Consider the following 23,564-nt stretch of genomic DNA (forward strand, 5'->3'; position numbering starts at 1 on the left):
AGACCATGCCACGACAATCGGGTCAAGAATGTTATACGGTATATTATGACGTACAGCTAAGCGCTTGACCCGCCGACATAGCCTCCGTAGATCGTATACGATTACTGAGGGGAAGAGCGATGCGGCGTACGCGACGGGAAATGCTGGCAAGCGCCGGAAGCGCTTTGCTCGTGGCGGGCGCAGGGGCCGCCCCCTCTTTTGCGCGCGCTGCCGACGTCGCGGCGTTCCCGCCCAAACTGGCCCCGCTGCCGCTCACCGCGCTCAAGCTCGCACCATCGGACTATGCCACGGCGGTCCAGGTCAACCAGCTTTATCTGCTCCGGCTCGATCCCGATCGCCTGCTCCACAATTTCCGCCTCTATGCCGGGCTGAAGCCCAAGGGCGCGATCTACGGCGGGTGGGAAAGCGACACGATCGCCGGCCATACGCTCGGCCATTATCTCTCCGCACTGGTGCTCAGCTGGCAGCAGACCGGCGACGGCGAGCTCCGCCGCCGCGCCGATTATATCGTCGCCGAGCTGGCCGAGGCGCAGGCCAAGCGCGGCACCGGCTATGTCGGCGCGCTCGGGCGCAAGCGCGACGGCAAGATCAGCGACGGCGAAGTGATCTTCCAGGAGATCATGCGCGGCGAGATCAAGTCGGGCGGTTTCGATCTCAACGGCTCCTGGTCGCCGCTCTATACGGTGCACAAGCTGTTCGCCGGGTTGCTCGACGTCCATGCCGGCTGGAACAATGCACAAGCGCTGCAGGTCACGCTCGGGCTGGCCGGCTATTTCGAGCGGGTGTTCGCGGCGCTGAACGATGTGCAGATGCAGCAGATGCTCGGCTGCGAATATGGCGGGCTCAACGAGAGCTTCGCCGAGCTCTACGCCCGCACCCGCGACGCGCGCTGGATGGTGGTGGCGAAGCGGCTCTACGACGATCGCGTGCTCGATCCGCTCAAGGCCGGCGAGGACAAGCTCGCCAATTTCCACGCCAATACCCAGGTACCCAAGCTGATCGGGCTGGCGCGCATCCACGAGCTGACCGGCGATGCCGGCGACGCCAAGGCCGCGCGCTTCTTCTGGGAGCGGGTGACCCAGCACCACAGCTACGTCATCGGCGGCAATGCCGATCGCGAGTATTTCGCCGCACCGGACAGCATCGCCCAGCACATCACCGAGCAGACCTGCGAGCATTGCAACACCTACAACATGCTCAAGCTGACCAGCCATCTCTACAGCTGGCAGCCCGACGGGGCGTTCTTCGATTTCTACGAGCGCGCGCACCTCAACCATGTGATGGCGCAGCAGGACCCGAAGACCGGCGGCTTCACCTACATGACCCCGCTGATGAGCGGCACCAGGCGCGAGTTCGCCGGGCCGGAGGCGGAGGAATTCTGGTGCTGCGTCGGCTCGGGGATGGAGAGCCACGCCAAGCATGGCGAAGCGGCGTTCTGGGAGGGCGAGGGCGCCTTCCTGGTCAATCTCTACATTCCCGCGACGATCGACTGGAAGGCCAAGGGCGCGCAGTTCGTGCTCGATACCGCCTATCCGTTCGCGGGGACCGCGACGCTGAAGCTTGCGCGGCTGGCGCGGGCAGGCCGTTTCACTGTGGCGCTGCGCGTGCCGGGTTGGGCGGCGGGCAAGGCGATCGTGACCGTGAACGGCGCGACCGCCGGTGCTCGGTCCGAGCGCGGCTATGCGCTGGTGTCACGCAGCTGGAAGGCGGGCGACACGCTGGCGATCACCCTGCCGATGGACCTGCGCCTTGAAGCGACGCCCGGCGACGACAGCGTCGTCGCGGTGCTGCGCGGGCCGATGGTGCTGGCGGGCGACCTGGGCGCGGCGGAGACGCCGTGGACGGGGGCCGATCCCGCGCTGGTCGGGCAGGACCTGCTCGCCAGCTTCGCGCCGACTGCCGAGCCGGCGATCTTCGAGACGAACGGCGTGGTGCGGCCCGGCGACCTGCGCTTCGTCCCCTTCTACCGCCAATATGAACGCCGCAGCGCGGTCTATTTCAAGCGCTTCAGCGAAGCGCAGTGGCGGCAGGAGGAGGCCGCCTTCCTCGCCGAACAGGCGCGGTTGAAGGATGTCGCCGCCCGCTCGGTCGACGTGATGCACCTGGGCGAGATGCAGCCCGAGCGCGACCATGACCTGCGCACCGAAGGCGCGTCCTATCCGGTCGCCTATCGCGGGCGGCAGGGCCGCGATGCGCGCACCGGCAGCTGGTTCGACTTCACGATGAAGGTCAAGGACGGCCCGCTGCTGCTCCAGGCGACCTATTGGGGCGGCGAGCGCGACCGCGACTTCGACATCCTCGTCGATGGCCAGAAGATCGCGACCCAACACCTCAGCGAGACGGACGCGCCGGGCAAGTTCTTCGACGTGACCTACAAACTCCCCGAGACGCTCACCAAGGGCAAGAAGAGCGTGCGCGTCCGCTTTGTGCCGCACGATCGCAACACCGCCGGCCCCGTGTTCGGCGTCGTGCTGCTCACCGCCAAGCCGTGAGCGGCGTCGCGCTGACGCTGGACGAGGTGCGCGCACTCGCCCGCCGGGTGTTGCGCGCGGCGGGCCTCGCCGAGGATCATGCGGATGCGGTCGCCGAGACGATGGTCGCGGGCGAGCGCGACGGTTGCGCGTCGCACGGCATCTACCGGCTGCTCGTCGCGGCCAACACCATCGCCAAGGGCAAGGTGGTGCGCGATGCGGTGCCGCTGCTATCCGAGCCCGCACGGGCGCTCGCGCGGGTCGACGGCAAGGGCGGGTTCGCGCAGCTGGCGTTCGCGGTCGGCAAGCCCGCGCTGGTCGCCAAGGCGCGCGCCTGCGGCATTGCCGCGCTGGCACTCAACAATGTCGTCCATTTCGCCGCGCTCTGGCCCGAGGTCGAGGCGCTTGCCGAAGCGGGGCTGGTCGCGCTGGCCTTCACCCCCAGCCATGCCTGGGTCGCGCCCGCCGGGGGTACGCGACCGGTGTTCGGCACCAACCCGATCGCCTTTGGCTGGCCACGTCCGGCGCCGGCGCCGCCCTTCGTCTTCGACTTCGCCACCAGCATGGTCGCACGCGGCGAGATCGAGCTGCACCGCCGCGCCGGGAAGGCCGTGCCCGAGGACTGGGGCATCGACGGCGAAGGCCGCCCGACCAGCGATCCGGCGGCCATCCTAGACGGGGCAATGCGCACCTTTGGCGGGCACAAGGGCTCGGCGCTCGCGGCGATGGTCGAGCTGGCCGCCGGACCGCTGATCGGCGACCTGACCAGCGCGGAATCGATCGCAGCAGACGGTGGGGCAGGGGCCTCGCCACTCGGCGGCGAGCTGATCGTCGCGATCGATCCGGCGGGGTTCCTCGGCGATGCGGTGCTCGAGCATCTCGCCCGCGCCGAGGCGATGTTCGACAGCATCGAGGCGCAGGGCGCGCGGTTGCCCTCGTCGCGCCGCTATGCCGCCCGTACCCGCAGCCTTGCCGAGGGGGTGCGCATCCCCGACAAGCTCTATGCCGACATTCTAGCGCTGGAAGCGAGCCTTACCCGATGAAGCCCATTCTTCTTCTCACCGCCGCCCTGCTCGCCACCGCCGCGGTGCCCGCGCCCAAGCCGGTCGGCGCCGATGCGCGGCTCAAGGCGCTGATCGACAGCGAATACAAGTGGCGGGTCGAGCAAGAAGGCCCCGGCGAGGACAATCCCGCGGCCAAGGGCGGCCTGCCCGATGTCGGCCCGGCCGCACAGGCGGCGCGGCTGGCGCGCTGGACCGCGACCGCGCAGGCACTCGCTGCGATCGACCCGGCGAAGCTGAGCCCCAAGGGACGGATCGACTATCTGGTCTACAAGGGCCAGATCGACGCGCTGCTCGCCGCCCAGCGCTTCCGCGATTATGAAAAGCCGCTCAATTCGGACAGCAGCTTCTGGAGCGACATCGCCGGATCGGCGCGCGACGCCTTCGTCCGCGAGGACCAGTACCGCGCGTACATCAAGACACTGCGCGACATGCCGCGCTATTTCGACCAGAACATCGTCAATATGCGCGCCGGTCTCGCGCGCGGCTTCACGCCGCCCAAGGTGACGCTCACCGGCCGCGACATCGGCGTGGCGCAGGTGGTCGAGGCGCCGCTCGAGGAGAATCTGTTCTACACGCCGTTCAAGAAGTTCCCCGGAGCGATCCCCGCGGCGGTGCAGGCGGAGCTGCGCCGCGAGGGCCAGGCAGCGATCCGCGAGGCGGTGGTGCCGGCGCACCAGAAGCTGCTGACGTTCCTGCGCACCGAATACATCCCCGGCGCCCGCACCGAGCTCGCCGCGACCACGCTGCCCGACGGCCAGGCCTATTACCGCTCGAAGATCCGCGAATATGTGACCCGCGACATGACCGCCGAGCAGGTCCATGCCGTCGGCCTTCGCGAGGTGGCAAAGATCCGCGCCGAGATGATGACGGTAAAGGCCGAGGCCAAGTTCGAGGGCGAGCTGCCGGCCTTCCTCAACTTCCTGCGCACCGATCCGCAATTCTACGCCAAGACACCGCGCGAGCTGCTCTATCACGCCGCCTGGGCGGCCAAGCAATTCGACGGCAAGGCGGGGCAGTATTTCGGCCATCTGCCGCGCCGGCGCTTCGCGATCGTGCCCGTGCCGGACGATCTTGCGCCCTTCTACACCGGCGGCCGCGGCGGCCCGGGCGTCTATCTGGTCAACACCTATGACCTGAAGTCGCGGCCCTTCTACCAGCTCACCGCGCTGACCCTGCACGAAAGCGCGCCGGGCCATGCCTTCCAGATGCCGCTCGCCAACGAGAACAAGGCGCTGCCGCCCTTCCGCCGCGACACCTATCTCTCGGCCTACGGCGAGGGCTGGGCGCTCTATTCGGAGAAGCTCGGCGTCGAGATGGGGATGTACGAGACGCCCTACGACCAGTTCGGCATGCTGAGCTACCAGATGTGGCGGGCGGCGCGGCTGGTCGTCGACACCGGCATCCATTCGATGGGCTGGACGCGCGAACAGGCCCAGGCTTTCCTGCGCGACAACACCGCGCTCAGCAACCACGAGATCGAGACTGAGGTCGATCGCTACATTGCCTGGCCCGGTCAGGCGCTGAGCTATTATATGGGCGAGCTGGCGTTTCTCGATGCCCGCGCCCGCGCCGAAAAAGCGCTTGGGCCGAAGTTCAACATCCGCGCTTGGCATGATGCGATGCTGCAGCTCGGATCGGTGCCGCTGACCGTGATCGACCAGCGCACCGACCAGTTCATCCAGGAAGGCGGCAAGGGCCCCTATCCCGACGAGGAGCGGTAACGACCGCGACGCGCGTAAACGGTGTTGCTCCCCCAGCGTCATCCCTGCGAAAGCCGGAATCCATTGGGGTCGCCGTTTAGGCTCTTGCTAAAACCTAGAGGCGAATGGATCCCGGCTTTCGCCGGGATGACGGATGTTGGATGCCGGTGTGGGTCCCCCTCGCCTCAGGGCTTGAAAAGCGCCAGCGGCCCGCGGCCGGCGCTGCTCCAGGTCGACCAGTTGGGGAAGACATAGGGCATGTCTGCATCGGCGACGCCGTGCCAGCGGGCGATCGCGCCGAGATATTCTTCCTGCGCCACGCCGGGCACGAAGCGACCCTCCTTGGTGATGTCGTCCGCGCCGCCCAGCACCGGATCGGGATAGCTGCCCAGCACCGCGCCGGGAGCGACGTCGCCGCCCATCACCAGGTGGTTGCTGCCCCAGGCATGGTCGGTGCCGCCCTGGCCGTTGCCGAGATAGGTCCGGCCGAAGTCGCTCATCGTGAAGCTGGTGACATTACCCGCTAGCCCCAGCGAGCCCATTGCCTTGTGGAAGCCGGCCATGGCATTGGCGACGTCGCCGAGCAGACTGGCATGCAGACCCACCGCGGTATTGCCGGTCTGCACCTGGCCGGCATGGGTGTCGAACCCGCCCTGGCTGACGAGGAAATTCTGCCGCGTATGGCCCAGCGTGCCGCGCGCGGCGATCATCCGCGCCACCACCATCAGCTGCCGGGCGACATCGCTGGTCAGCGCCGCGCCGGTCGTCGGGTTGACGAAAAACGCGTCCGTGGCGGCAGTGCCGACGAGGATGCCATTCGCCGTCGCCGCTTGATCGTAGTTGCGCGTCAGCGTCTGCGCGACACCGTCGAGGACCGCGCTGCCATCGCCGTTGCTGCCGAGCGCGGTGATTGCGCTGTTCTTGGCGCTGCTGCCGGCGGTGAAGCCGCTGCGGCCGGGGAGGCCGCCGGTGCTCGGCAGGATCAGCGGGGTAGTCTGGCGGCCGAGCACCGCGACGGTCGCGCCCGCCACCGACATCACCGGCGGCAGCGAGCCCCCCGACATCTTGTCGGCGATGCGGCCGAGGAAGCCGTCGCGACTGGCCTCGCGAGCGCGCAGGCCTTGCCAGTGATCCTGCTCGTCGGCATGGCTCATCAGGTTGGCTGGGCGCAGATCGGTACGCGACTGGTAGGTCGCCTTGGTCAGCGGCGCGAACAGCGTGCCGGCATTGAGCACCAGCCCCAGCGATCCTTCGTCCCAGATCGGCCGCAGTGCCGCCATGGCGGGGTGGAGCGCATAGGCACTGTTGGTCAGCGGCGTCAGCGCCGACCGCTGGATGCCGACGCTGCCGCGCGAGGCCAGATAGGTGCTGTGCCGGGCATCGGTGGGGATCACCATGTTCCAGCCGTCATTGCCGCCGAACAGGAAGATGCCGACCATGGCGCGGTAGCTGCCGGTGGGTGCGGCGATGGCGGCGGTACGGCCGAACTGGCCCAGCGCTGCGAGCGCGCCGGTGCCGGCGGTGAGGCGAACGAAATCGCGACGGGAAAGCGTCATGGGGAAAGTCCTCAGCGATCGACCAGGAACATCGGGCTGGTGGCCGCGACATAGAGCATCATCTGTGCCCGTTTGCGGGCCTGCAGCTTGGGATCGGCATTGGTGATCGCCGTGCCTGCCGCCTTGAGCGCGTCGCGCTGGGTCTTGCTCAGCCCCTTGGCGAACAGCAGCAGATCAATGCGATCGACCATCGCGTCGACATTGTCGCCGATCGCTTCCCAATCGGCCCAGACCGGCGCGGTGCCCGACGTGCCGGCCAGCGTCGCCACCGCGGCATATTCGCTGCGGCCGGCGTCGCCGCTCACCGTCCAGTCATAGACCAGATTGTGCAGCCGCAGCTGGTTGGCGCTGGTCAGCAGCTTGGAGGCGGGGCTGCGCAGCGTCGCGCTGCCGGGCAGCGGGAAGTCGTCCGGGTAGAAGTTGAACACCGAGGGTGCGCGCATCACCGGCTGGCCGAACGTGCCGTCGCGGGCCTGGAAGACATAGCCGTCGGTGGTGAAGCCGATCGCGCGGGCCAGGCTGGTCATCGCCAGCACCGGCTCCTTGAGCTTGCCCGGCGTGGAGAGCTGCGGCCCGCGTGCCTCGGCATCGGTGAGGATCGCACGGACCACCGCCTTGAGGTCGCCGCGCACGCCGCTGCCATTGTTGGCGAACACCGCCGCGACCCGGCCGATATAGGCGGGCGAGGGGTTGGGCGTGACCAAATGGGTGATCAGGTGCCGGGAGACAAAGGGCGGGGTGGAGGCGTTGTTGAACGCGGCGTCGACCACTGCCGTCACGCTCGCCTGCTGCGTGGCACCCGCGGGCACCACCGTGCCGAGGAAGCGCTTCTCGGCGCTGTCATAGCGGGTGGGCGAGGGGATCATCGGCTGGGCATAAGCAACCGCCTGGCCGTCGTTCGCCGCCGCGCTGCCGACCCGGGCATAGGTCCAGCCGGTCAGCGCGCGGGCGATCTCGCGAATGTCGTCGGCGGTATAGTTGGGGATCGGGCCGCCGCTCGCGTCGCGCTGGAGGCTGCCGTCCATGCCGAGCTGGTCCGGGCCCATTGTGAACAGCTGGAGAAACTCGCGGGCGTAGTTCTCGGAAGGCGTGCCCTTCCGGCTGTCCGCCATGTCGAGATAGTCGCCCATATAGGCGTTGAGCGTCACGCCGAGCAGCAGGTCGCGATAATTGCCGAAGGCGCCGGTGAGGAACAGCTGGTTGAACGCGGCGATGCCCGCGGTCGAGCGCACCCCCGCCTCCGACGCGACGATCATCTGCGAGAGCGCGAAGGCGACGCGCTGGCGCAGCTGGTCCGGCGCGGTGATCGCATCGGCGTAGAAGCGCATCGCCACCGGCGTGCGGGTGAAGCGCTGGGTCGAGCAGGCGGTGTCGCCCGAGGCGCAGGAATCGGCGCGGACGTCCACCGCAAGGTCGCTATAGGTGCTGCCGGTCGCGGCGAACTGCTCGTCGAGCCAGCCATTGACGCCGAGCGCGCGGATGCGATCGACCAGCGCGACCGTGGGGCCGAAGCTCGCCTGCTGTGCGAGGCGCACGGAATCGTCGAGTGCGGCAGCCGCCACGGGCGCGGGAGCGGGGCTCGGCGGGGCGGAAACCAGGCCGCCGCCGGAACTGCCGCCACCACCACCGCCGTCACAGGCGGAGAGCAGGGTTATCGCCAGGGCGGCACCTGCCGCCAAGGCTAGTTTCGTTACGCTTGACACGCCCCCCGCTCCTTCGATCGCGCACTGGGAATGTCTTGGTTATTAAGGGGATAAGGTTAATCGGCGGCTCGCGCTTATGGTTAAGCGAGGGTTACCGGCGACAGACGGCAACCATTGCTGCGGCGCTCGCAGCGTCGAGCGCTTCGGCGTGCGCGGCACAGATCTGCGCATCGCGATCGAGGGCGAGGCTGAACGGCAGCCCCGCGCTGCGTTGTGCCACTTCGGCGGCCAGGCGGCGCTGGGTGCCGCGATCGGGCTGCCAGCGCTGCGCGGGCGGCACCCGCTCCAGCATCGCCCGAGTGGCGCGGCTGTCGTCGAACGGCACCACCAGCACGCGATAGGGTTGCGCCCCGCGACCGATCGCGTCGAGTCGCGCCAGCTCGCCGTGGCAGGGCGCACACCAGGAAGCGACGAACAGCAGAATGCTTTCGGGCGGTCCGAAGGGCGCCGGCGCAGCGCCGAATAGAAGCGGCAAGCACGCGATCCTGCCAAGTTGCTGGATCAAAATACGCATCTTGCTCGACAATCCCGCCGCATCATGATTGGAAGGCACTTCCTTTGGGGGAGGGGTAGCAGAATGGCTTCGCTGATTCTCGCGCTTTTGCTGGCTGGTGGGCAGCAGGCAGCGGCGCCACAAGCATCCAGTGCCGCGCCGACGCTGCAGCAACTGTTCGACCAGGCGACCAAGGCCGGCGCCGAAGGCCAGTGCGCGGACGCCGTGAAGACGTTCGAGGAAATCGAGAAGAACGCCAAGGCAATGTCCAACCCCACCGTCCGCGCGGCGGTGGATGTGCGCAAGGGCTATTGCTTGGCACAGCTCGAACGTACCGACGAAGGCGAAGCGGCGATCCGCCGCGGCCTGCCGGTACTCGCCACGAAGGGCGCCGGTTTTGCTGAGGAGGTGCGGCAGGCGCACCTCGCGCTCGGCCAGGTAGCGATGCTGCGCTTCGACTATAGCGGCGCGGCCGCCGAATACCGGCTGGTGCTGGACTCGTCCGCAGGTGCAGACCGAGTCAAGCCGCTCATGGCGCTCAGCCAGGTGACGATGTTCGACCAGGACGGCGAGGCGCTGCGCTACGCGACCGAGGCACGCAGCATCGCGCTGGCCGATGCCAGCTTCGACAAGAAGGCGCGGGCGTCGGTGCAGACCCAATATGCCCGCACGCTGCTCAACGCCGGGCGCGCGCCCGAGGCCTATGCGGAACTCAAGGACAGCCTGCGCAAGCAGGGCGGGCTGACGATGAAGGTCGGCGTGTCCGACCTGGCGACGCGTTCGGACCTGGCGATCGCCGCCTGGCTCAATCATGATGCGGACTCGGCGCGCAACTATCTCGCCTATACCGGTGCCGGACGTTTCGAGAAGTCGCCGTTCGAGCGTGCCCGCGACATGACGCTGCCCGCCTGCGGCGCGGAAACCGGGCTCAAGCCCGACGACATGGCGATCATCCAGTTCTCGCTCGCCGAGGACGGACATGTCGCCGGCGTGCTGCCGATCTATGCGCCGGCCGGTCGCACCGCGGCGATCGCCTTCGCCCGTGAAGTGAGCGGCTGGTCCTGGGCGCCCGAAGAAGCCCGCGCCATTCCGCTGCTGTTCCGCCTGACCACGCGCATCGAGATGCGCTGCACCAATGCCGGCGAGCGCCCCGACCTGACCCAGCCGCTCGCCACCGCCGCCGAGGCGTGGCTGGAGAGCAAGGGCGTCGCGGATGCCGGCTGGAAGGCGCTGCCCGACGCCAAGGCGGCACCGCTCGAGCGCGCCGCGCTCGCCGCTGCGCGGGCAAAGGACGATCGCCCCGGCATGACCGCGGCCGCGCTCGCTTTGGTCGAGAACAGCGTGGTGCCCGAAGCCGAGCGGAAGACGCTGGCGGTCGAGGCCGCCGCATGGGGCGCGGCGCTTGGCGCACCGCCTGCGGCACGCGCCTATCTGGAACTGCAAAAGAGTGACCTGGCTGCCGGACATCGCGGGCGCACGGCGGGGCGGCGCGCCCTGCTGGCACGGCCTGAATTCCAGAACGATCCGCTGGCCGCGGCGACGCTTCGCCTGCTGATCTCCATGCCCGGTTTCCGCACGTCCGCGCCATCCGATGCCGACGCGCTACTTGCAGCGGTAGTTGCGGCCCCCGGCTTGCCCGAACGCCATCCGCTCAAGGTGGCGGCGTTGCTTCAGCGCGCGAACCTCGCGGCGAAGAACGGCGACCTCGCTGCCGCCCAGCGCGCCTTCGCGCAGACCGGCCTGACCAGCCGCCAATGTGCGCTGCTGGGGCTCAAGCCTGCGGTCCGGAGCACCGGCGACCTCAGCAACGCCTTCCCGGACACGGCGCAGCGCCTAGGCTTCGAAGGCTGGGTGCGGACCGAGTTCGACGTCGCCACCGACGGCAAGACGATCGCGCCGCGGGTGGTGAGTTCCTACCCTGCTTTTGTGTTCGACGATGCGGCGACGTCCATGGCAAAGGGGCTGCGCTACACCAGCAGCTACCGCCCGGAAGACGGTGTCGCCTGCTCCGCGCAGGATACGCCGATCAGCTTCCGGCTAAGCCATATGCCGAAATGATCTGCGCGGCATCGCTGCCTCACACCGCGCCGGTGCCGCCGTTCGCGCCGAACACGCTGCCATCGGTATAGCTGAATTCGTTCGAGGCGAGCGCCACGTAGAGCGGGGCCAGCTCCGCCGGCTGGCCCGCGCGTCCGAGCGGGGTGTCCTGGCCGAACTTGCCCATCTCGCCCGGCAGCTGCCCGCCGGCGACCTGCAGCGGCGTCCAGATCGGCCCCGGCGCCACTGCGTTCACGCGGATGCCCTTCTTGGCCATCTGCTTGGCCAGTGCCTTGGTGAAGATCGCGATCCCGCCCTTGGTGGTGGCATAGTCGAGCAGCTCCTTCTCGGGGGCGAAGCTGTTGACCGAAGCGGTGTTGATGATCGCCGAGCCCGGCTTCATCAGCGGCAGCGCGGTCTTGGTGATCCAGAACATCGCGTAGAGATTGGTCTTCATCGTGCGATCGAACTGCTCGAAGCTGATCTCGTCGATCGAAGCTTTCGACTGCTGATAGGCGGCATTGTTGACCAGGATGTCGAGCCCGCCGAGCTGGCGGTTGGCCCGGCCCACCAGATCGACGCAGAAGCCCTGGTCGGTCAGGTCGCCCGGCAGCAGCACCACCTTGCGGCCCTCGCCGCGGAGCAGCTTGGCTACGTCCTGCGCGTCGGGCTCCTCGGTCGGGAAATAGTTGATCGCGACGTCGGCGCCTTCCCGCGCAAAAGCGATGGCGGCGGCGCGGCCGATGCCGGAGTCGCCGCCGGTCACCAGCGCCTTGCGGCCGGCCAGCTTGCCCGAGCCGCGATAGCTGCGCTCGCCGCAATCGGGGACGGGGTTCATCTCGCGCTGGAGCGCCGGCCATTTCTGGCGCTGCTCGGGGAAGGGCTTGTCGGTATATTTGGTCTGAGGATCGGGTGCCGGGCCGCCGTTCGCGGCTTGCGCGAAGGCGGGTCCGGCGGCAGTAGCAGCGCCAGCGGCAGCGGCACCTTTCAGAAGATCGCGGCGGCTCGGTTCGTCGGTCATGGCGCAGCTCCCTGTTGCATTGGGTTCAGCGCGCGAGATCGGCGAAGGTTCAGCGTTGACGGCAAGAAACCAAAAGGCTTCAATAGGATATGACTATCTCCGCATTCCCGCTGACGCGCCGCGCGCTGGTCGGCGCCAGCGTGGCGCTCGGCGCCTGCCCGACGGCGCTGCTTGCCCGCACGACCGGCGGGCTGATCGCCGGAACCTATGTGAACGAGGGCGGGCCCGGGCTGGTGCCGCTGACCCACGGCGCAGGGGGCTGGCAGCGCGGCACGCCGATCGCCGCGATCCGCAACGCATCGTTCGGCGTGCGCTCGGCGACGACGGGTATGCGCTATCTGCTCGACGAGCAGACCCAGGGCGCGGTCGGCGTCTATACGGCCGGGCTCGCCAAGCTGGGCACCGCCTCGACACTGGGTGCCGACCCCTGCCATGCCGCGCTGTCGGCGGACGGGCGCCGTCTCGCGGTCGCCAATTATTCGAGCGGCAGCGTCGCGCTGTTCGATCTCGACCGCACCGGGCGCCTAGCCGGCGAGGGGCGCCGCATCCAGCATGAGGGCAGCGGCCCCAATCGCGAGCGCCAGGCCGGCCCGCATGCGCATTGGGTGGGCTTCTCCGGCACCAACCAGCTGCACTCGGTCGATCTCGGCGCCGACGCGGTGTTCCTGCACCGGCTGGGCGCTGGTGGTGCGGTCGACACCAGCATCGCCTATCGCACCGAAACAGGGGCGGGTCCGCGGCATCTTGCTCGCCACCCCAAGCTGCCGATCGCCTATCTCGTCACCGAGTTGGCCAACACGGTAACGGTGCTGCGCGCGCTCCCCGACGGTCGCTTCACCGCACTGGCGACGCTCTCGACGCTGCCCAAGGGCTTCACCGGCAATTCCGCGGCCGCGCACATCGCGGTGAATGCGGCGGGTACGCGGCTCTACATTGCCAATCGCGGGCATGACAGCATTGCGGTATTCGCGATTCAGCGCGACGGGGGGCTCACGCCGATCCAGCATGCCGGCAGCGGCGGGCACTGGCCGCGGTTGTTCCTGCTCCGCGAAGGCGACCGCGAGATGCTCGTCGCCAACGAGCGCTCGGGCAACATCGCCCGGCTGGCGATCGGCGCGGATGGGAAACTCGGCACCGCAGCCAAGGGTGTGGCGCTACCGGGCGTGGTGTTTCTCTCCGCCTGACGTGGGGCTGGCGAGGCGTACGGTCGCCGTACCCTCCGCCCAGACCGGCAGATAGAGCCCCTGACCCGAGGCCTGGAGCGTGCCCGTGCGCGTGCGCTCCAGCTTGGCGTCGATCCGCAACACGCCCTCGCGCCGGCTGGAGATCGCGCGGCTGACCTTGCCGAGCAGCTCGCCATAATCGCGCTCGAAATTCTGGCTGAGCGCGGCGGCGATGAAGCTGCTCATCCCCGGCGCGTTCATCAGCTGGAGGATCAGGTCGCCCCCGGTCATGTCGGTAGTGCCGCTGACGCCGAGGTTCTGGAAGTCGACCTTGCGCGAATTGGGGAGGTTGACGGGCGTGGCCGTCAGCCACACGGTACCCCGCGTCCGGCCGATAGTGCCCGCCACGTCTTCGGCCGAGAACAGCAGGCCGACCGCCATCTGCTTGCCCTTGGTGCCGTAGATCGTCGCCTTCTCGAACGTCGCCCGCACCGGGCCGACGCCGGGCACCTCGAACGGCCGCGCCTGACGCTTGACCAGCGCCTTCATCAGCACGGGCTCCAGCTCGCGATAGTCGGCGATCACCGGCAGGAAGAGCGAGACCTTGCCGGTTTGGCCCTGCAGCGGCTGCATCGGCGGCAGCGGGGCGGGGGCGGGATCCGCAGGCTTCTGGCCGACAAAAGTCTCGGTGGTCGCCTCCATGCCCAACCGTAGCTCTAGCCGCTTGCCGGTGATCGCATAGCCGCCATAGCGCAGCTGCTTGGGCGTCACCCGCATCCAGACCGGCGGGTTGTCCCGGTTGAGCGACAGGGTGGTGAAGGCCGAGCGCCACGCCTCTTCGATCTTCTGGCGAACGCCGAGCTTCTGCAGCTCGCCCGGCAGCTCGCGCTCCAGCTTGGCGATCACGGGCGCGAGCTTCTGGTCGGCCTTGTCGGTGAACTCGATGCGCTGACCGAGGATGTCGACATGGGGCACATTGGCCCAGTCATAGTCGATGTCGATCTTGCCGCGCGGGTTCCAGTCCGGGCCTAGCGACAGCGTGATGACGGCGTGCGCCATCGCGTCCGCCGTCGCGGTCTCGCGCTTGAGCACGCCGCCGATATCCTCGGCACGCACCACGGCGTGGAGCGGCATCGCCAGCCGGATCACCTGGCCCTGGCCGCCGATCGTCATCCGCCCGCGCGTGACTTCGCCGACGATGCGGCACTTGATCGTCGGCGTCTTCACCTTGGCAATGCCGAGGTCGAGCTTCTTCGGCGGCACGCAGGGCTGGTCGGGCTTGTCGATCGCCCAGAGCTGGCGCGGCACCGCACGCTCCAGCGTCGCGGCGAGATCGTCGAGATTGGCTTCGAGCGGCAGGGTGAGCGTGGAGAGCTCGGGCTTTACCTCGATCCGGTCCTTGGCGTGGGGCGGCGCGCCGCCGCCGCGATGCCCCGAACAGCCGGCGAGCACGAGCAGCAGCACCGCCGAAGACCACCGCCCGCGCATTCGTTTCCCCTTGTTGCCGATCCGGAACAAGAGGCAGAACCGCCGGAACCGGCGATCCGTTCCGGGGCGGCGTGCACCGCCCCATCACGATGGTCAGCGCGTGAAGAGTTGGGTATCCTGCCCCATGTAGCGGGCATATTCTTCGGCGTAGCGGGCGGTGGCACGCTGCTGGTCTGCCGGACCGGCGGACTCGATCAGCTTGGGATACCAGGTCCCTTCTTCCGAATAGATATGGTGGAGCACCGCGCCGCGGATATGCTCGAGCTTGTCGTGATAGTCCTGGCTGGCGGGGTCGAGCCGCTCGAGCAGGCCCAGCTCCATCTTGGCGGCCGACTGTTCCTGATAAGCGAGCTCGGCATGGCCGACCTGGTGATCGGCGGCGAGCGCCGGGTAGACCGACACTTCCTCGGCGATCGAATGGGCGGTGAGCAGCAGGCCCAGCCGCTTCTGTTCGACCGTGCGCTCGGCGGGCGCGGCGCTGCGGAGCCGCTCGAACTGCGCCTCGATCTCGCGGTGATGGCCGAGGATCTGCGACAGCCAGTCGCCGGGACGCGCCAGCGCCTCGGCCTTGGCGGTCGCCTCGCGGCGATCCTGTTCGCTTTCGGGAGGCGTGATGGCGGCGATCGCCTGGTCCAGTATCGACATAGGGGATGCTCCGGCTTTGGTGGCAGTTGAAGGCTAAGCGGTTGCAAAACCGCCATGTTCCTGTTGCGAGTCACAATCAGCCGGTGTGCGATGGCATGCCCGGCGGGTGACATCTGTCACTGGGCCGGCCGGTCTCTGCGCGGCATCTTCGGGTCGTTCTTGAAAAGGGGTTCGACCGATGATCGACGATCTTGCCGCCGTCGCGCGGCTATCCGGCGTATCGAAGCGGCTGGGTGGGCGGGCCGTGCTCGATCGCCTCGACCTGACGATCCGCGCCGGCGAAGTGACCGCGCTGCTGGGGCCCAACGGGGCGGGCAAGACGACCTCGGTCGCGCTGCTCACCGGCCGGCTGGCACCCGATGCGGGCACCGCGCAGCTGTTCGGGCTCGACCCGCGCCGGCCGGCCGCACGCCGGCGGCTGGGGGTGATGCTGCAGAGCGCCGGGCTGCCCGACGTGCTGACCATCCGCGAGTTGGTGACGCTGCACGCCGGCTATTATCCCGATCCGCGCCCGATCGACGAGGTGCTGGCGCTGGCCGGGATCGCCGATCTGGCCGATCGCCGCTGCGGCGCGCTCTCGGGCGGACAGGCGCGGCGGGTGCAATACGCCTTGGCGATCTGCGGGCGTGCCGACCTGCTGGTGCTCGACGAGCCGACCGCGGCGATGGACCGGGGCTCCGCCCGCACGCTGTGGGGCACGGTCCGCGCTCTCGCCGACGACGGCGCCGCGGTGCTGCTGACCAGCCACGATCTTGCCGAGGCGGATGCACTGGCCGACCGCGTGCTGGTGATGGACGCCGGCCGGATCGTCGCCGACGATACGCCCGCAGCGCTGCGGGCGCGGGCAGGGGGCTCGGTGCTCCGCTGCCGCTCGACGCTGGTCCCTGCCGCGGCTGCCCTGCTGCCGGGCGCACGCGATGCGGAGATGGAGGGCGCGGACCTGCGCATCGTCAGCGCCGATGCCGCCGCCACCGTCCGCGCGCTGCTCGATGCCGATCCGGCGCTGACCGCGCTGCGAATTGCCGACGCCACGCTCGAAGACGCCATCGCGACCTTGCTCGCACCCGTCCAGGAAAGGATCGCCGCATGACCGCCCTTGCCCTCCCGCACGGCGTCTGGCGCCGCGAGGCGCTCACTGAGGTGAAGCGCAGCCTGCGCCTGCCGCAATTCCTCTTGCCCACGGTGCTGACGCCGGCCGGCTTCTACGGCCTCTTCACCCTGGCGCTGCCGCATGATCCCGCACCCGGTTTCGCCGCAGCGACGCTGGCAGGGTACGGCGTGTTCGCCGCGACCGGCCCGGCGCTGTTCGGCTTCGGTGCCGGCGTCGCGGTGGAGCGCGAGCAGGGGCTGATCGAGCTCAAGCGCGTCTCGCCGATGCCTGCGGGCGCCTATGTCGCGGCGAAGCTCACCGCCGCCGTGGCGATGACCGCGCTGGCGCTGGTGCTGATCGACGCGCTGTCGATCGTCGCGGGCGTGCGGCTCTCCGCGGGCACCTGGGCGCTGCTGACGTTGCTCCACCTCACCTCCGCGATACCCTTCGCGCTGATCGGGTTCGGCATGGGGATGCGGATGAGCGCCAAGGGGGCCGTCGCCGTTGCCAACGCGCTATTCCTCGGCTGCTCGGTGCTGGGCGGGTTGTGGATCCCGAGCCGGTTACTGCCGGGCTGGATGCAGACGATCGGCGCATGGACGCCGTCCTACCATCTCGGCCAGCTCGCACGGGTCATCGTCGGTGCGGACACCATCGGCAGCCCCTGGACGCACGGCGCGGCCATTCTCGCGATGACGGTGGCCGGCGCCACCTGGGCCTGGACCGGCTGGCGGCGGAGCCCGGCTTGACCGCGCACCCCGTCCTCCGCGAGGCTGGCGCGATGCAGACCGAGACGTCCTATCAGCGGTTGCGGGGGAATGGCTGGCCCTGGCTCGCCTATCTGATCTTCGTGCCCTTCCCCTGGCTCTGGGCCAGCCCCGACGCCACCACCATCCTCGTGGCGGCAGTGGCGATCGGCCTGTTCCTGCCGCTCTATCTGGCCTCGACCCGTGTTCCGGACCGGGCGCTGATCCCGATTGCACTGGCCATGCTGGCACTGGGCATTGCGGTCGCGGGCCTGCCGCTCGGCTGGACGACCTTCTGCATCTATGCGGGGGTGACGGTCGCCCGGCTGCGGTCGCGCCGGCAGGCCGGGATCGGCATCGGCGCCATCGCTGTGGTCACCGCCCTGACCGGCCTTGCCTGGCACCAGCCGATCCTGTGGTTCGCGCCCGGCGTGCTGTTCGTGGTGATGAGCGGGGTCGCCACCATGTCGAGCTTCGCTTTTTACGAGCGCACCCAGGCCCTGCTCGCCAGCCAGGAAGAGGTACGTCGCCTCGCGGGCACCGCCGAGCGCGAGCGGATCACCCGTGACTTGCACGACGTGGTGGGCCGCACGCTGACGCTGGTCGCCCTCAAGGCGGATCTCGCGGCTCGGCTGGTCGACCGTGACGCCGCCGCCGCCAGGTCAGAGCTGGAAGCGATCGCGGCGGCGGCCCGCTCGGGCCTTGCCGAGGTGCGGGCCGCGCTGACCGGGCAGTTGGGCGGCTCGCTTGCGACCGAGGCCAGCGCTTCGCTGGCCGCATTGGAGACGGCCCTCATCGAGCCGGTCGTCACGGGCGACCCCGCGGCGGTGCCGGCCGATGCCGGCGCCATCCTGGCGATGACGCTGCGCGAGGCGGTGACCAACGTGATCCGCCACGCCGGGGCGCGGCGTTGCGCGATCGGTTTCGAGGCGGACGGGGGAGATGCCCGGCTGGTGGTGGAGGACGACGGCGTCGGCCTCTCCTTCCGCGAGGGCAACGGCCTGCGCGGCATGCGCCAGAGGCTGGTCGCGGCGGGGGGGCGGCTGGAGTTGCAGGCGCTCCAGCCCGGCACGCGGCTGGAAGCGAGCGTGCCGGCATGACGATCCGCATCGTCATCGCCGAGGACCAGGGGCTGGTACTCGGCGCCATCGCGGCGCTGCTGGCGCTGGAGAGCGACTTCGAGATCGTCGGCAGGGCAGCCAACGGCGATGCCGCGCTCGGGCTGGTGCGCGACCTGACGCCCGACATCCTGCTGACCGATATCGAGATGCCGGGACGCACCGGACTGGACTGCGCGCAGGTCCTCGCGGCCGAGAAGGCGCGCACGGCGGTGGTGATCGTAACCACCTTCGCACGCCCCGGCTATCTCGCCCGGGCACGGGCGGCAGGGGTGCGCGGCTATCTGCTCAAGGACGCGCCGGTCGACACGCTGGTCGCCGCGATCCGTACCGTTGCCGCCGGGGGACGGGTGATCCCGCCCGAGCTCGCCGCCGCGGCTTGGGAAGCGGGCAGCGACCCGCTTACCGATCGCGAGCGGGATGCGCTGCGGCTTGCCGAAGAGGGGCTGTCGAACAAGGACATTGCGCGGCGGCTGGGCCTCTCACCCGGCACGGTGCGCAATTATCTCTCCGAAGCGGCGGGCAAGCTCGGTGCGGCCAACCGGATCGAGGCTGGCCGCACCGCGCGCGCGAATGGCTGGCTTTAGCGCTGCGACAGGCCGGCCGCGTCGATCTCTGCCCCCCAGGGATCGCGCCCCGCCAACGCCTTGCCGTCGGCCGCGAAGTCGAGGATCGCGTCGTCCTTGGCGGTGAAGCGCGGCCAGGCCGGCAGGCCGGCACCGTTGGGATCGCCCTTCTTGGCGAAGTTGGCGAGATAGGCGCTGATTGTCTTGCCCATCTGCACGTCCCGCGGCGTGGTCGCCGGACCGTATTTGATCGCGGCATTGTCGAAGAAGAAGGGAATGTCGGTGGCGTGGCCGGCGCCCGGCTTGCCGACCGAGTCCGCGACATAGGAGAAGCGATATTCCCACACCGGCACCTTCTGCGCGGCGATGCGAGTGCTGGCCTCGCGCGCGCCGGCGATCATGAACCCGGTCTTGCCGCCCATGTCCGCGCTGGTCGCGCCGATCAGCATCGGCACATGCGCGAAGTTGCCGCTCGTATAGGCCTTTTCCTGGTCGACCAGCAGCGTGCCGTCGAGCATCGGCCCGCCATAGGTGCGCGGGCCGGGCTTGGGCTGGAACAGCTCGATCATGCTGAGGCCGTCGGTCACCTGCTCGGCGGTGAGCGCACGGAGCTTGTCGAGCGCGTCGGGCGCGGCGGGATCGATGCCGTGGGCGCGGGCGAGGTTCTCGCCGATCGCCTCGGCGTCCTTCAGCGTCGCGCTCTTCGCGGTCTGGGCATTGCCGCCCGACATCACCACCGCCTTGTGGAACAGCCCGCGCGCCAGCGGCGAGGTGACCAGCGTATGCACCGACATGCCGCCCGCGCTCTCGCCGATGATCGTCACGTTCGCCGGATCGCCGCCGAACGCGGCGATGTTCTGCCGCACCCACTTCAGCGCGGCGATCTGGTCCATGAAGTTGTAGTTGCCGAGCAGCCCATCGGGATTCGCGGCGCTGAGCTGGGGCAGCGCGAAGCTGCCGAACCGGCCGACGCGATAGTTGAAGCTGACGAACAGCACGCCCTGCTTCGCCATGTTGGCACCGGCATAGGTGGGCGGCGACGAGCCACCGTTGACGAAGCCGCCGCCATAGATCCACACCATCACCGGCAGCTTGGCCTTGGCGGCCACGGGCTTCCAGACGTTGAGATAGAGGCAGTCCTCGGCGGGCGCGGTGCCGAGCGGCGCGGCGTCGCTCGGGAAGGGCTTCTGCATGCAGTCATGGCTGTATTCGGTCGCCGGGCGGACGCCGCTCCAGGCCGCCACGGGCTGCGGCGCGCGCCAGCGCAGCGGGCCGACCGGCGGCGCGGCGAAGGGGATGCCCTTCCAGCTCGCGACCCCGTCCTCGACTGCGCCTTGCACCTTGCCGCTCTGCGTCGCGGCCACCGGGCCGCTTGCCTGCGCCAGCGCGGCGCCGGGCAGCATCCACGCCGCCATGCCACCGATCAACGCCGCTTTCCATGCCTTCATGCGCTTCTCTCCCACGCGATGCTTTGCGCCTAGCTAACCCAAAACCTATCCCGCTTCTCCACAAACTTGACCTGCAAGCCCCTGCTCGGACAAACTTTGTAACTGGGAGAGGGCCGAACGGACGGCTAGCGCCGCCGTCTCGCGAAAAGGGGCAATATATGCGTTTCTGGATCACCTCCGCGACCCTGCTGGTCGCCGCCGGACCGGCTTGCGCGCAAGAGGTCGCCATCAAACCGTTGATCGAGGCGCGCACCCGCTACGAGCATCTCGACCAGGCGGAGTTCGCCGATGTCTCCGATGCCGTCACGATCCGCGTCCGCGCCGGCGCAGAGGTGACCCGCGGCCGCTGGATCGCGCTGGGCGAGGCGCAGGGCAACCTCGCCGTGGTCGGCAACTATTATGACGGGCTGCACGGCCCGGCCAATCGTCCGACGATCGGCGATCCCGAGAATGTCGCGATCTATCGCGCCCAGCTGCAATATCGCTCGGCGCCGCTGACCGTCACCGCCGGGCGCCAGCGCATAACCCTCGACGACGAGCGTTTCGTCGGTGGGGCGCAGATCCGCAACAACGCCCAGACCTTCGATGCCGTCCGCACCGAGATCGTGCCGGTCAAGGGCCTCAAGCTCGACCTCACCTATGCCTGGGACGTGCGCACCATCTGGGGCACCGAGGGACGCGGCGCCCGCCAGCGCGGGGTCGGCGGCCACAATATCTTCGCCAATCTCGGCGCGGCGACGCCGCTCGGCACGCTCACCGGATTCGCCTATCTGGTCGACCAGGACGAGGCCGAAGTGCAGGGCTTCCGCCTCTCCAGCCAGAGCTATGGCGCGCGGCTGTCCGGCAGCCGCGCCATCGCGCCCCAGGCCAAGCTGCGCTACCAGCTGAGCTGGGCCCGGCAGTCCGACTATCACCACAATCCTACCCGCTATCAGGCGGACTATTGGCTCGCCGATGCGGCGCTGGACGTGCGCGGCTGGACGCTCAACACCGGCTATGAAGTGCTGGGCGCCGATGGCGGGCAGCCGCTCGCCAGCTTCCAGACCCCGCTCGGCAGCGTGTTCAAGTTCCAGGGCTCGGCCGACAAGCTGACGGTCACGCCGCCCAACGGCGTGCGCGATTTCTATGCGGGCGGCGGCTATGGCTGGAAGAAGCTGGGACGGATCGACGCGCTGTCGCTACAGGCGGTGTGGCACCGCTACCAGAGCGACCGGCTGAGTCAGCATTATGGCGACGAGTGGAACCTGCTCGCCACCGCCAAGCTGCGCAAGACCCAGCTCTCGGTCCGCTACGCCCGCTACGAGGCCGATCGCTTCGCGACCGATACCAGCCGCTTCTGGCTGCAGATGGACTGGGCCTATTGACGCAGGCGCGTCGCCGAACTGCAATGGAACCGACCTAAGCGCACGAATGCCAAGGGCTTTTGCACGAGAGAGGTTCCCATCGCGACGCTCGCCACGGAAGGCCGGATGCTGGCCTATGCGTCCGGCAATTTCGGCAAGGCGCTGCTGTTCAGCGGCGCCGACCTGACAATCCTGTTCCTGCTCACCGACGTGCTGGGGCTGGACGGTGCGCGGGCGGCGGGGCTGATGCTGTTTGCGGTGCTCGGCGACCTGGTGTTCGACCTGCTCGCGGCGCGGCTGGTACTGCGCTGGCGGGCGGCGGGGCGGGGCTATCGCTGGGCGATAGCCTTTGCCGCGATTCCGTGCGGCGCGGCCTTCGCACTGATCTATGCGATGCCCGCGCTGGGGCTGCACCGCGGCTGGATGCTGGCGACGGCAATCCTCGTGTTTCGCGGCGCCTATGCGGTGGTGGACGTGCCGCACAACGCGCTGATGGCGCAGGTGAGCCGCGACAGCCGCGCGCGCGGGCGGGTCTCCGGCTATCGCCTGTTCTTCAGCACGGCGAGTGCGCTGGCGATCGCGGGCGTGCTCACCCCGCTGGTCCAGCAGGCGGGACATGCCCGGCAGTTCGGCGCGCTGGCGCTCACCGGCATCGGCGCGGGGCTCGCCTTCGCGCTGACGATGCTGCTCTGCGTCTGGGCGTGTGGCGGACAGCGCGGCGGCGCAACCGCACTCCGTGGCGACTGCATCGCAGTGCCGCTGCGCGAGCCGATGGTGCTGGGGATGGGCGCGCTGGCGCTGATCACCGGCTTCGCCATGCCCTGTTTCGGCCGGATGCTGATGTATCTGGGCACCTATGTGATCGCGCGGCCGGGGGCGGTGACGCTGCTGCTCGGCGCGATGACCGTCGGGCAGTTCGGCGGCGTGCTCGGCTGGACCGCGCTCACCCACCGCTTTGGCAAAAGCCAACTGCTGGCCGCCGGACATGCGGTGAGCGCCGCCGGCCTGCTGGTCTTCGCGCTCTGCACCGCTTGGCCTGTGGGACAGATGGCCGGTGCCGCGCTGATCGGCTTCGGCTTTGCGAGCGTGTTCATGCTGCCCTGGGGTCTGCTCGCCGATGCGGTCGATGTCGTCGAGTGGCGGCACGGGCGACGCTATGAGACCGGGTTGTTCGCCTTCTACCTGGTGCTGGTGAAGGCGAGCGGCGCGGCCTCGACGGCGATGATCGGCTGGGTGCTGGGCGCGCTCGGCTATATTCCCGGCGCGGTCCAGCCGACGGGCGTCCGCCTCGGCATGCTCGGCCTGGGGCTCGGCGTACCGCTGGCGGGGGCGCTGCTGGCGATGCTGCTGCTGCGCCGATTCACGCTCGGCCATGCCCAGCACGCGCGGCTGCTGCGGGCGCTGGCCCGGCGTCAGGCGGGCGCGGAGCCGGTCTCCGGATCGAACTTGGGGTTCGAGAAGTCGAGCGGCGACGGGGTTACCTTGGCCGGCGGTCGTGCGCTCTCGGCCCAGGCACGGCACAGCATGTCGCGCAGCATCGCCGCTCCCGCGGCGGTCCGTTCGTAGACCAGCGCACGCACGTCCTGGTCGGCAGCGTTGGAGAAGCCGTCGCGCTTCTCGAGCTGGTAGACGCGCTCCATCCGGTCGCCCGACTGGTCGAGAAACCCGAGCACGGCGGTGAACATGTCGCCCTGCTGGTGCGCGGGTGCGGCGATCCGCGACGCGATGTCGGCCGGGGTAAGCCCGATCGCATCGACGAAGCGGCTTTCGAACCGGCCATGGATACTGCGGTCGCGGGTATAGTTGTTGGGGTTGGGCCCGAGCCAGCCGTCCGAGTTGACGGAATCGTGCAGCGGCTGCGCGCCGTCGCCGATATAATGGCCGAGCCGGATCACGTCGAAGGCGCAGTGCT

18 protein-coding genes are annotated in these 23,564 nt (G+C 69.2%); 11 read left to right on the forward strand and 7 right to left on the reverse strand.

Annotated features, from left to right (window positions below; all coding sequences use genetic code 11):
• Positions 1 to 119 precede the first annotated feature (119 nt).
• The 3 genes from ABIC35_RS20915 to ABIC35_RS20925 are packed head-to-tail and all read left to right on the forward strand — an operon-like array spanning position 120 to position 5,256.
• Positions 120 to 2,492, forward strand: a complete 2,373-nt coding sequence (locus ABIC35_RS20915; RefSeq protein ID WP_121080230.1) for a beta-L-arabinofuranosidase domain-containing protein — start codon at positions 120 to 122, stop codon at positions 2,490 to 2,492.
• Entirely contained in the window at positions 2,489 to 3,514 is a 1,026-nt protein-coding gene (locus ABIC35_RS20920) for an Ldh family oxidoreductase (protein WP_121080232.1), read from the forward strand. The genes ABIC35_RS20915 and ABIC35_RS20920 overlap by 4 nt, the downstream gene beginning before the upstream one ends.
• Positions 3,511 to 5,256 (forward strand): DUF885 domain-containing protein, encoded by a 1,746-nt coding sequence (locus tag ABIC35_RS20925; protein WP_121080234.1) that lies wholly within the window; start codon positions 3,511 to 3,513, stop codon positions 5,254 to 5,256. Before ABIC35_RS20920 ends, ABIC35_RS20925 begins: the two co-directional genes overlap by 4 nt.
• 164 nt (positions 5,257 to 5,420) lie before the next feature.
• On the opposite strand, the gene ABIC35_RS20930 is transcribed toward ABIC35_RS20925, so the two are convergent.
• The 3 genes from ABIC35_RS20930 to ABIC35_RS20940 form a co-directional block, all read right to left on the reverse strand.
• Positions 5,421 to 6,791 carry a DUF1501 domain-containing protein gene (locus ABIC35_RS20930; protein WP_121080236.1) on the reverse strand — a complete coding sequence of 457 codons (1,371 nt, stop codon included), beginning with the start codon at positions 6,789 to 6,791 and terminating at the stop codon, positions 5,421 to 5,423.
• A gap of 11 nt (positions 6,792 to 6,802) precedes the next feature.
• Entirely contained in the window at positions 6,803 to 8,470 is a 1,668-nt protein-coding gene (locus ABIC35_RS20935; protein ID WP_220667413.1) for a DUF1800 domain-containing protein, read from the reverse strand.
• 115 nt (positions 8,471 to 8,585) lie between these two features.
• Complete coding sequence (locus ABIC35_RS20940) at positions 8,586 to 8,969, reverse strand: TlpA family protein disulfide reductase (protein ID WP_121080240.1); 384 nt, start codon at positions 8,967 to 8,969, stop codon at positions 8,586 to 8,588.
• A gap of 102 nt (positions 8,970 to 9,071) precedes the next feature.
• Between ABIC35_RS20940 and ABIC35_RS20945 the strand changes: the two genes are divergently transcribed.
• A complete protein-coding gene (locus tag ABIC35_RS20945; RefSeq protein ID WP_183049539.1) occupies positions 9,072 to 11,045 on the forward strand; it encodes an energy transducer TonB in 1,974 nt (657 codons plus the stop codon).
• Positions 11,046 to 11,064: 19 nt separating this feature from the next.
• On the opposite strand, the gene ABIC35_RS20950 is transcribed toward ABIC35_RS20945, so the two are convergent.
• On the reverse strand, positions 11,065 to 12,045 hold the full coding sequence (locus ABIC35_RS20950) for an SDR family oxidoreductase (RefSeq protein WP_121080243.1): 981 nt from the start codon (positions 12,043 to 12,045) through the stop codon (positions 11,065 to 11,067).
• Positions 12,046 to 12,134: 89 nt separating this feature from the next.
• On the opposite strand from ABIC35_RS20950, the gene ABIC35_RS20955 reads away from it, so the two are divergent.
• Positions 12,135 to 13,229 carry a lactonase family protein gene (locus ABIC35_RS20955; protein ID WP_354278589.1) on the forward strand — a complete coding sequence of 365 codons (1,095 nt, stop codon included), beginning with the start codon at positions 12,135 to 12,137 and terminating at the stop codon, positions 13,227 to 13,229.
• Here ABIC35_RS20955 and ABIC35_RS20960 read toward each other — a convergent pair.
• Both ABIC35_RS20960 and ABIC35_RS20965 read right to left on the reverse strand, forming a co-directional pair.
• Complete coding sequence (locus ABIC35_RS20960) at positions 13,200 to 14,696, reverse strand: DUF4403 family protein (RefSeq protein ID WP_121079978.1); 1,497 nt, start codon at positions 14,694 to 14,696, stop codon at positions 13,200 to 13,202. The two genes, ABIC35_RS20955 and ABIC35_RS20960, sit on opposite strands and share 30 nt — an antisense overlap.
• A 93-nt stretch (positions 14,697 to 14,789) precedes the next feature.
• A complete protein-coding gene (locus ABIC35_RS20965) occupies positions 14,790 to 15,341 on the reverse strand; it encodes a hemerythrin domain-containing protein (protein WP_121079980.1) in 552 nt (183 codons plus the stop codon).
• Positions 15,342 to 15,519: 178 nt separating this feature from the next.
• Between ABIC35_RS20965 and ABIC35_RS20970 the strand changes: the two genes are divergently transcribed.
• The 4 genes from ABIC35_RS20970 to ABIC35_RS20985 are packed head-to-tail and all read left to right on the forward strand — an operon-like array spanning position 15,520 to position 18,882.
• Complete coding sequence (locus ABIC35_RS20970; RefSeq protein WP_121079982.1) at positions 15,520 to 16,431, forward strand: ABC transporter ATP-binding protein; 912 nt, start codon at positions 15,520 to 15,522, stop codon at positions 16,429 to 16,431.
• Positions 16,428 to 17,180, forward strand: coding sequence for an ABC transporter permease (locus tag ABIC35_RS20975; RefSeq protein WP_121079984.1), 753 nt, complete (start codon positions 16,428 to 16,430; stop codon positions 17,178 to 17,180). The genes ABIC35_RS20970 and ABIC35_RS20975 overlap by 4 nt, the downstream gene beginning before the upstream one ends.
• The gene (locus tag ABIC35_RS20980; protein WP_354278590.1) at positions 17,177 to 18,277 is read left to right on the forward strand and encodes a sensor histidine kinase; all 1,101 of its coding nucleotides are present in this window, start codon (positions 17,177 to 17,179) and stop codon (positions 18,275 to 18,277) included. Before ABIC35_RS20975 ends, ABIC35_RS20980 begins: the two co-directional genes overlap by 4 nt.
• Positions 18,274 to 18,882 (forward strand): response regulator transcription factor, encoded by a 609-nt coding sequence (locus tag ABIC35_RS20985; RefSeq protein WP_121079988.1) that lies wholly within the window; start codon positions 18,274 to 18,276, stop codon positions 18,880 to 18,882. The genes ABIC35_RS20980 and ABIC35_RS20985 overlap by 4 nt, the downstream gene beginning before the upstream one ends.
• Here the strand turns inward: ABIC35_RS20985 and ABIC35_RS20990 are convergent.
• Positions 18,879 to 20,309: a carboxylesterase/lipase family protein gene (locus ABIC35_RS20990; protein WP_121079990.1), complete on the reverse strand. Its 1,431-nt coding sequence runs from the start codon at positions 20,307 to 20,309 to the stop codon at positions 18,879 to 18,881. The genes ABIC35_RS20985 and ABIC35_RS20990 overlap by 4 nt on opposite strands.
• Before the next feature lie 158 nt (positions 20,310 to 20,467).
• Here ABIC35_RS20990 and ABIC35_RS20995 point away from each other — a divergent pair, with 158 nt between their 5' ends.
• Both ABIC35_RS20995 and ABIC35_RS21000 read left to right on the forward strand, forming a co-directional pair.
• A complete protein-coding gene (locus ABIC35_RS20995; protein WP_121079992.1) occupies positions 20,468 to 21,673 on the forward strand; it encodes an alginate export family protein in 1,206 nt (401 codons plus the stop codon).
• 105 nt (positions 21,674 to 21,778) lie between these two features.
• Complete coding sequence (locus tag ABIC35_RS21000; protein WP_121079994.1) at positions 21,779 to 23,218, forward strand: MFS transporter; 1,440 nt, start codon at positions 21,779 to 21,781, stop codon at positions 23,216 to 23,218.
• The last annotated feature ends 346 nt before the right edge of the window (positions 23,219 to 23,564 follow it).

This window comes from Sphingomonas trueperi, assembly GCF_040545965.1.
GTDB classification, from domain to species: domain Bacteria; phylum Pseudomonadota; class Alphaproteobacteria; order Sphingomonadales; family Sphingomonadaceae; genus Sphingomonas; species Sphingomonas trueperi_C.

Excerpts from the sequence above, each read along its gene's own strand:
- ABIC35_RS20960 (WP_121079978.1), bottom strand. The coding sequence starts at position 14,696 with ATGCGCGGGCGGTGGTCTTCGGCGGTGCTGCTGCTCGTGCTCGCCGGC.
- ABIC35_RS20990 (WP_121079990.1), bottom strand. The coding sequence starts at position 20,309 with ATGAAGGCATGGAAAGCGGCGTTGATCGGTGGCATGGCGGCGTGGATG.
- ABIC35_RS20965 (WP_121079980.1), bottom strand. The coding sequence starts at position 15,341 with ATGTCGATACTGGACCAGGCGATCGCCGCCATCACGCCTCCCGAAAGC.
- ABIC35_RS20945 (WP_183049539.1), top strand. The coding sequence starts at position 9,072 with ATGGCTTCGCTGATTCTCGCGCTTTTGCTGGCTGGTGGGCAGCAGGCA.
- ABIC35_RS20955 (WP_354278589.1), top strand. The coding sequence starts at position 12,135 with ATGACTATCTCCGCATTCCCGCTGACGCGCCGCGCGCTGGTCGGCGCC.
- ABIC35_RS21000 (WP_121079994.1), top strand. The coding sequence starts at position 21,779 with ATGCTGGCCTATGCGTCCGGCAATTTCGGCAAGGCGCTGCTGTTCAGC.
- ABIC35_RS20995 (WP_121079992.1), top strand. The coding sequence starts at position 20,468 with ATGCGTTTCTGGATCACCTCCGCGACCCTGCTGGTCGCCGCCGGACCG.
- ABIC35_RS20930 (WP_121080236.1), bottom strand. The coding sequence starts at position 6,791 with ATGACGCTTTCCCGTCGCGATTTCGTTCGCCTCACCGCCGGCACCGGC.
- ABIC35_RS20915 (WP_121080230.1), top strand. The coding sequence starts at position 120 with ATGCGGCGTACGCGACGGGAAATGCTGGCAAGCGCCGGAAGCGCTTTG.
- ABIC35_RS20985 (WP_121079988.1), top strand. The coding sequence starts at position 18,274 with ATGACGATCCGCATCGTCATCGCCGAGGACCAGGGGCTGGTACTCGGC.
- ABIC35_RS20950 (WP_121080243.1), bottom strand. The coding sequence starts at position 12,045 with ATGACCGACGAACCGAGCCGCCGCGATCTTCTGAAAGGTGCCGCTGCC.
- ABIC35_RS20925 (WP_121080234.1), top strand. The coding sequence starts at position 3,511 with ATGAAGCCCATTCTTCTTCTCACCGCCGCCCTGCTCGCCACCGCCGCG.
- ABIC35_RS20970 (WP_121079982.1), top strand. The coding sequence starts at position 15,520 with ATGATCGACGATCTTGCCGCCGTCGCGCGGCTATCCGGCGTATCGAAG.
- ABIC35_RS20975 (WP_121079984.1), top strand. The coding sequence starts at position 16,428 with ATGACCGCCCTTGCCCTCCCGCACGGCGTCTGGCGCCGCGAGGCGCTC.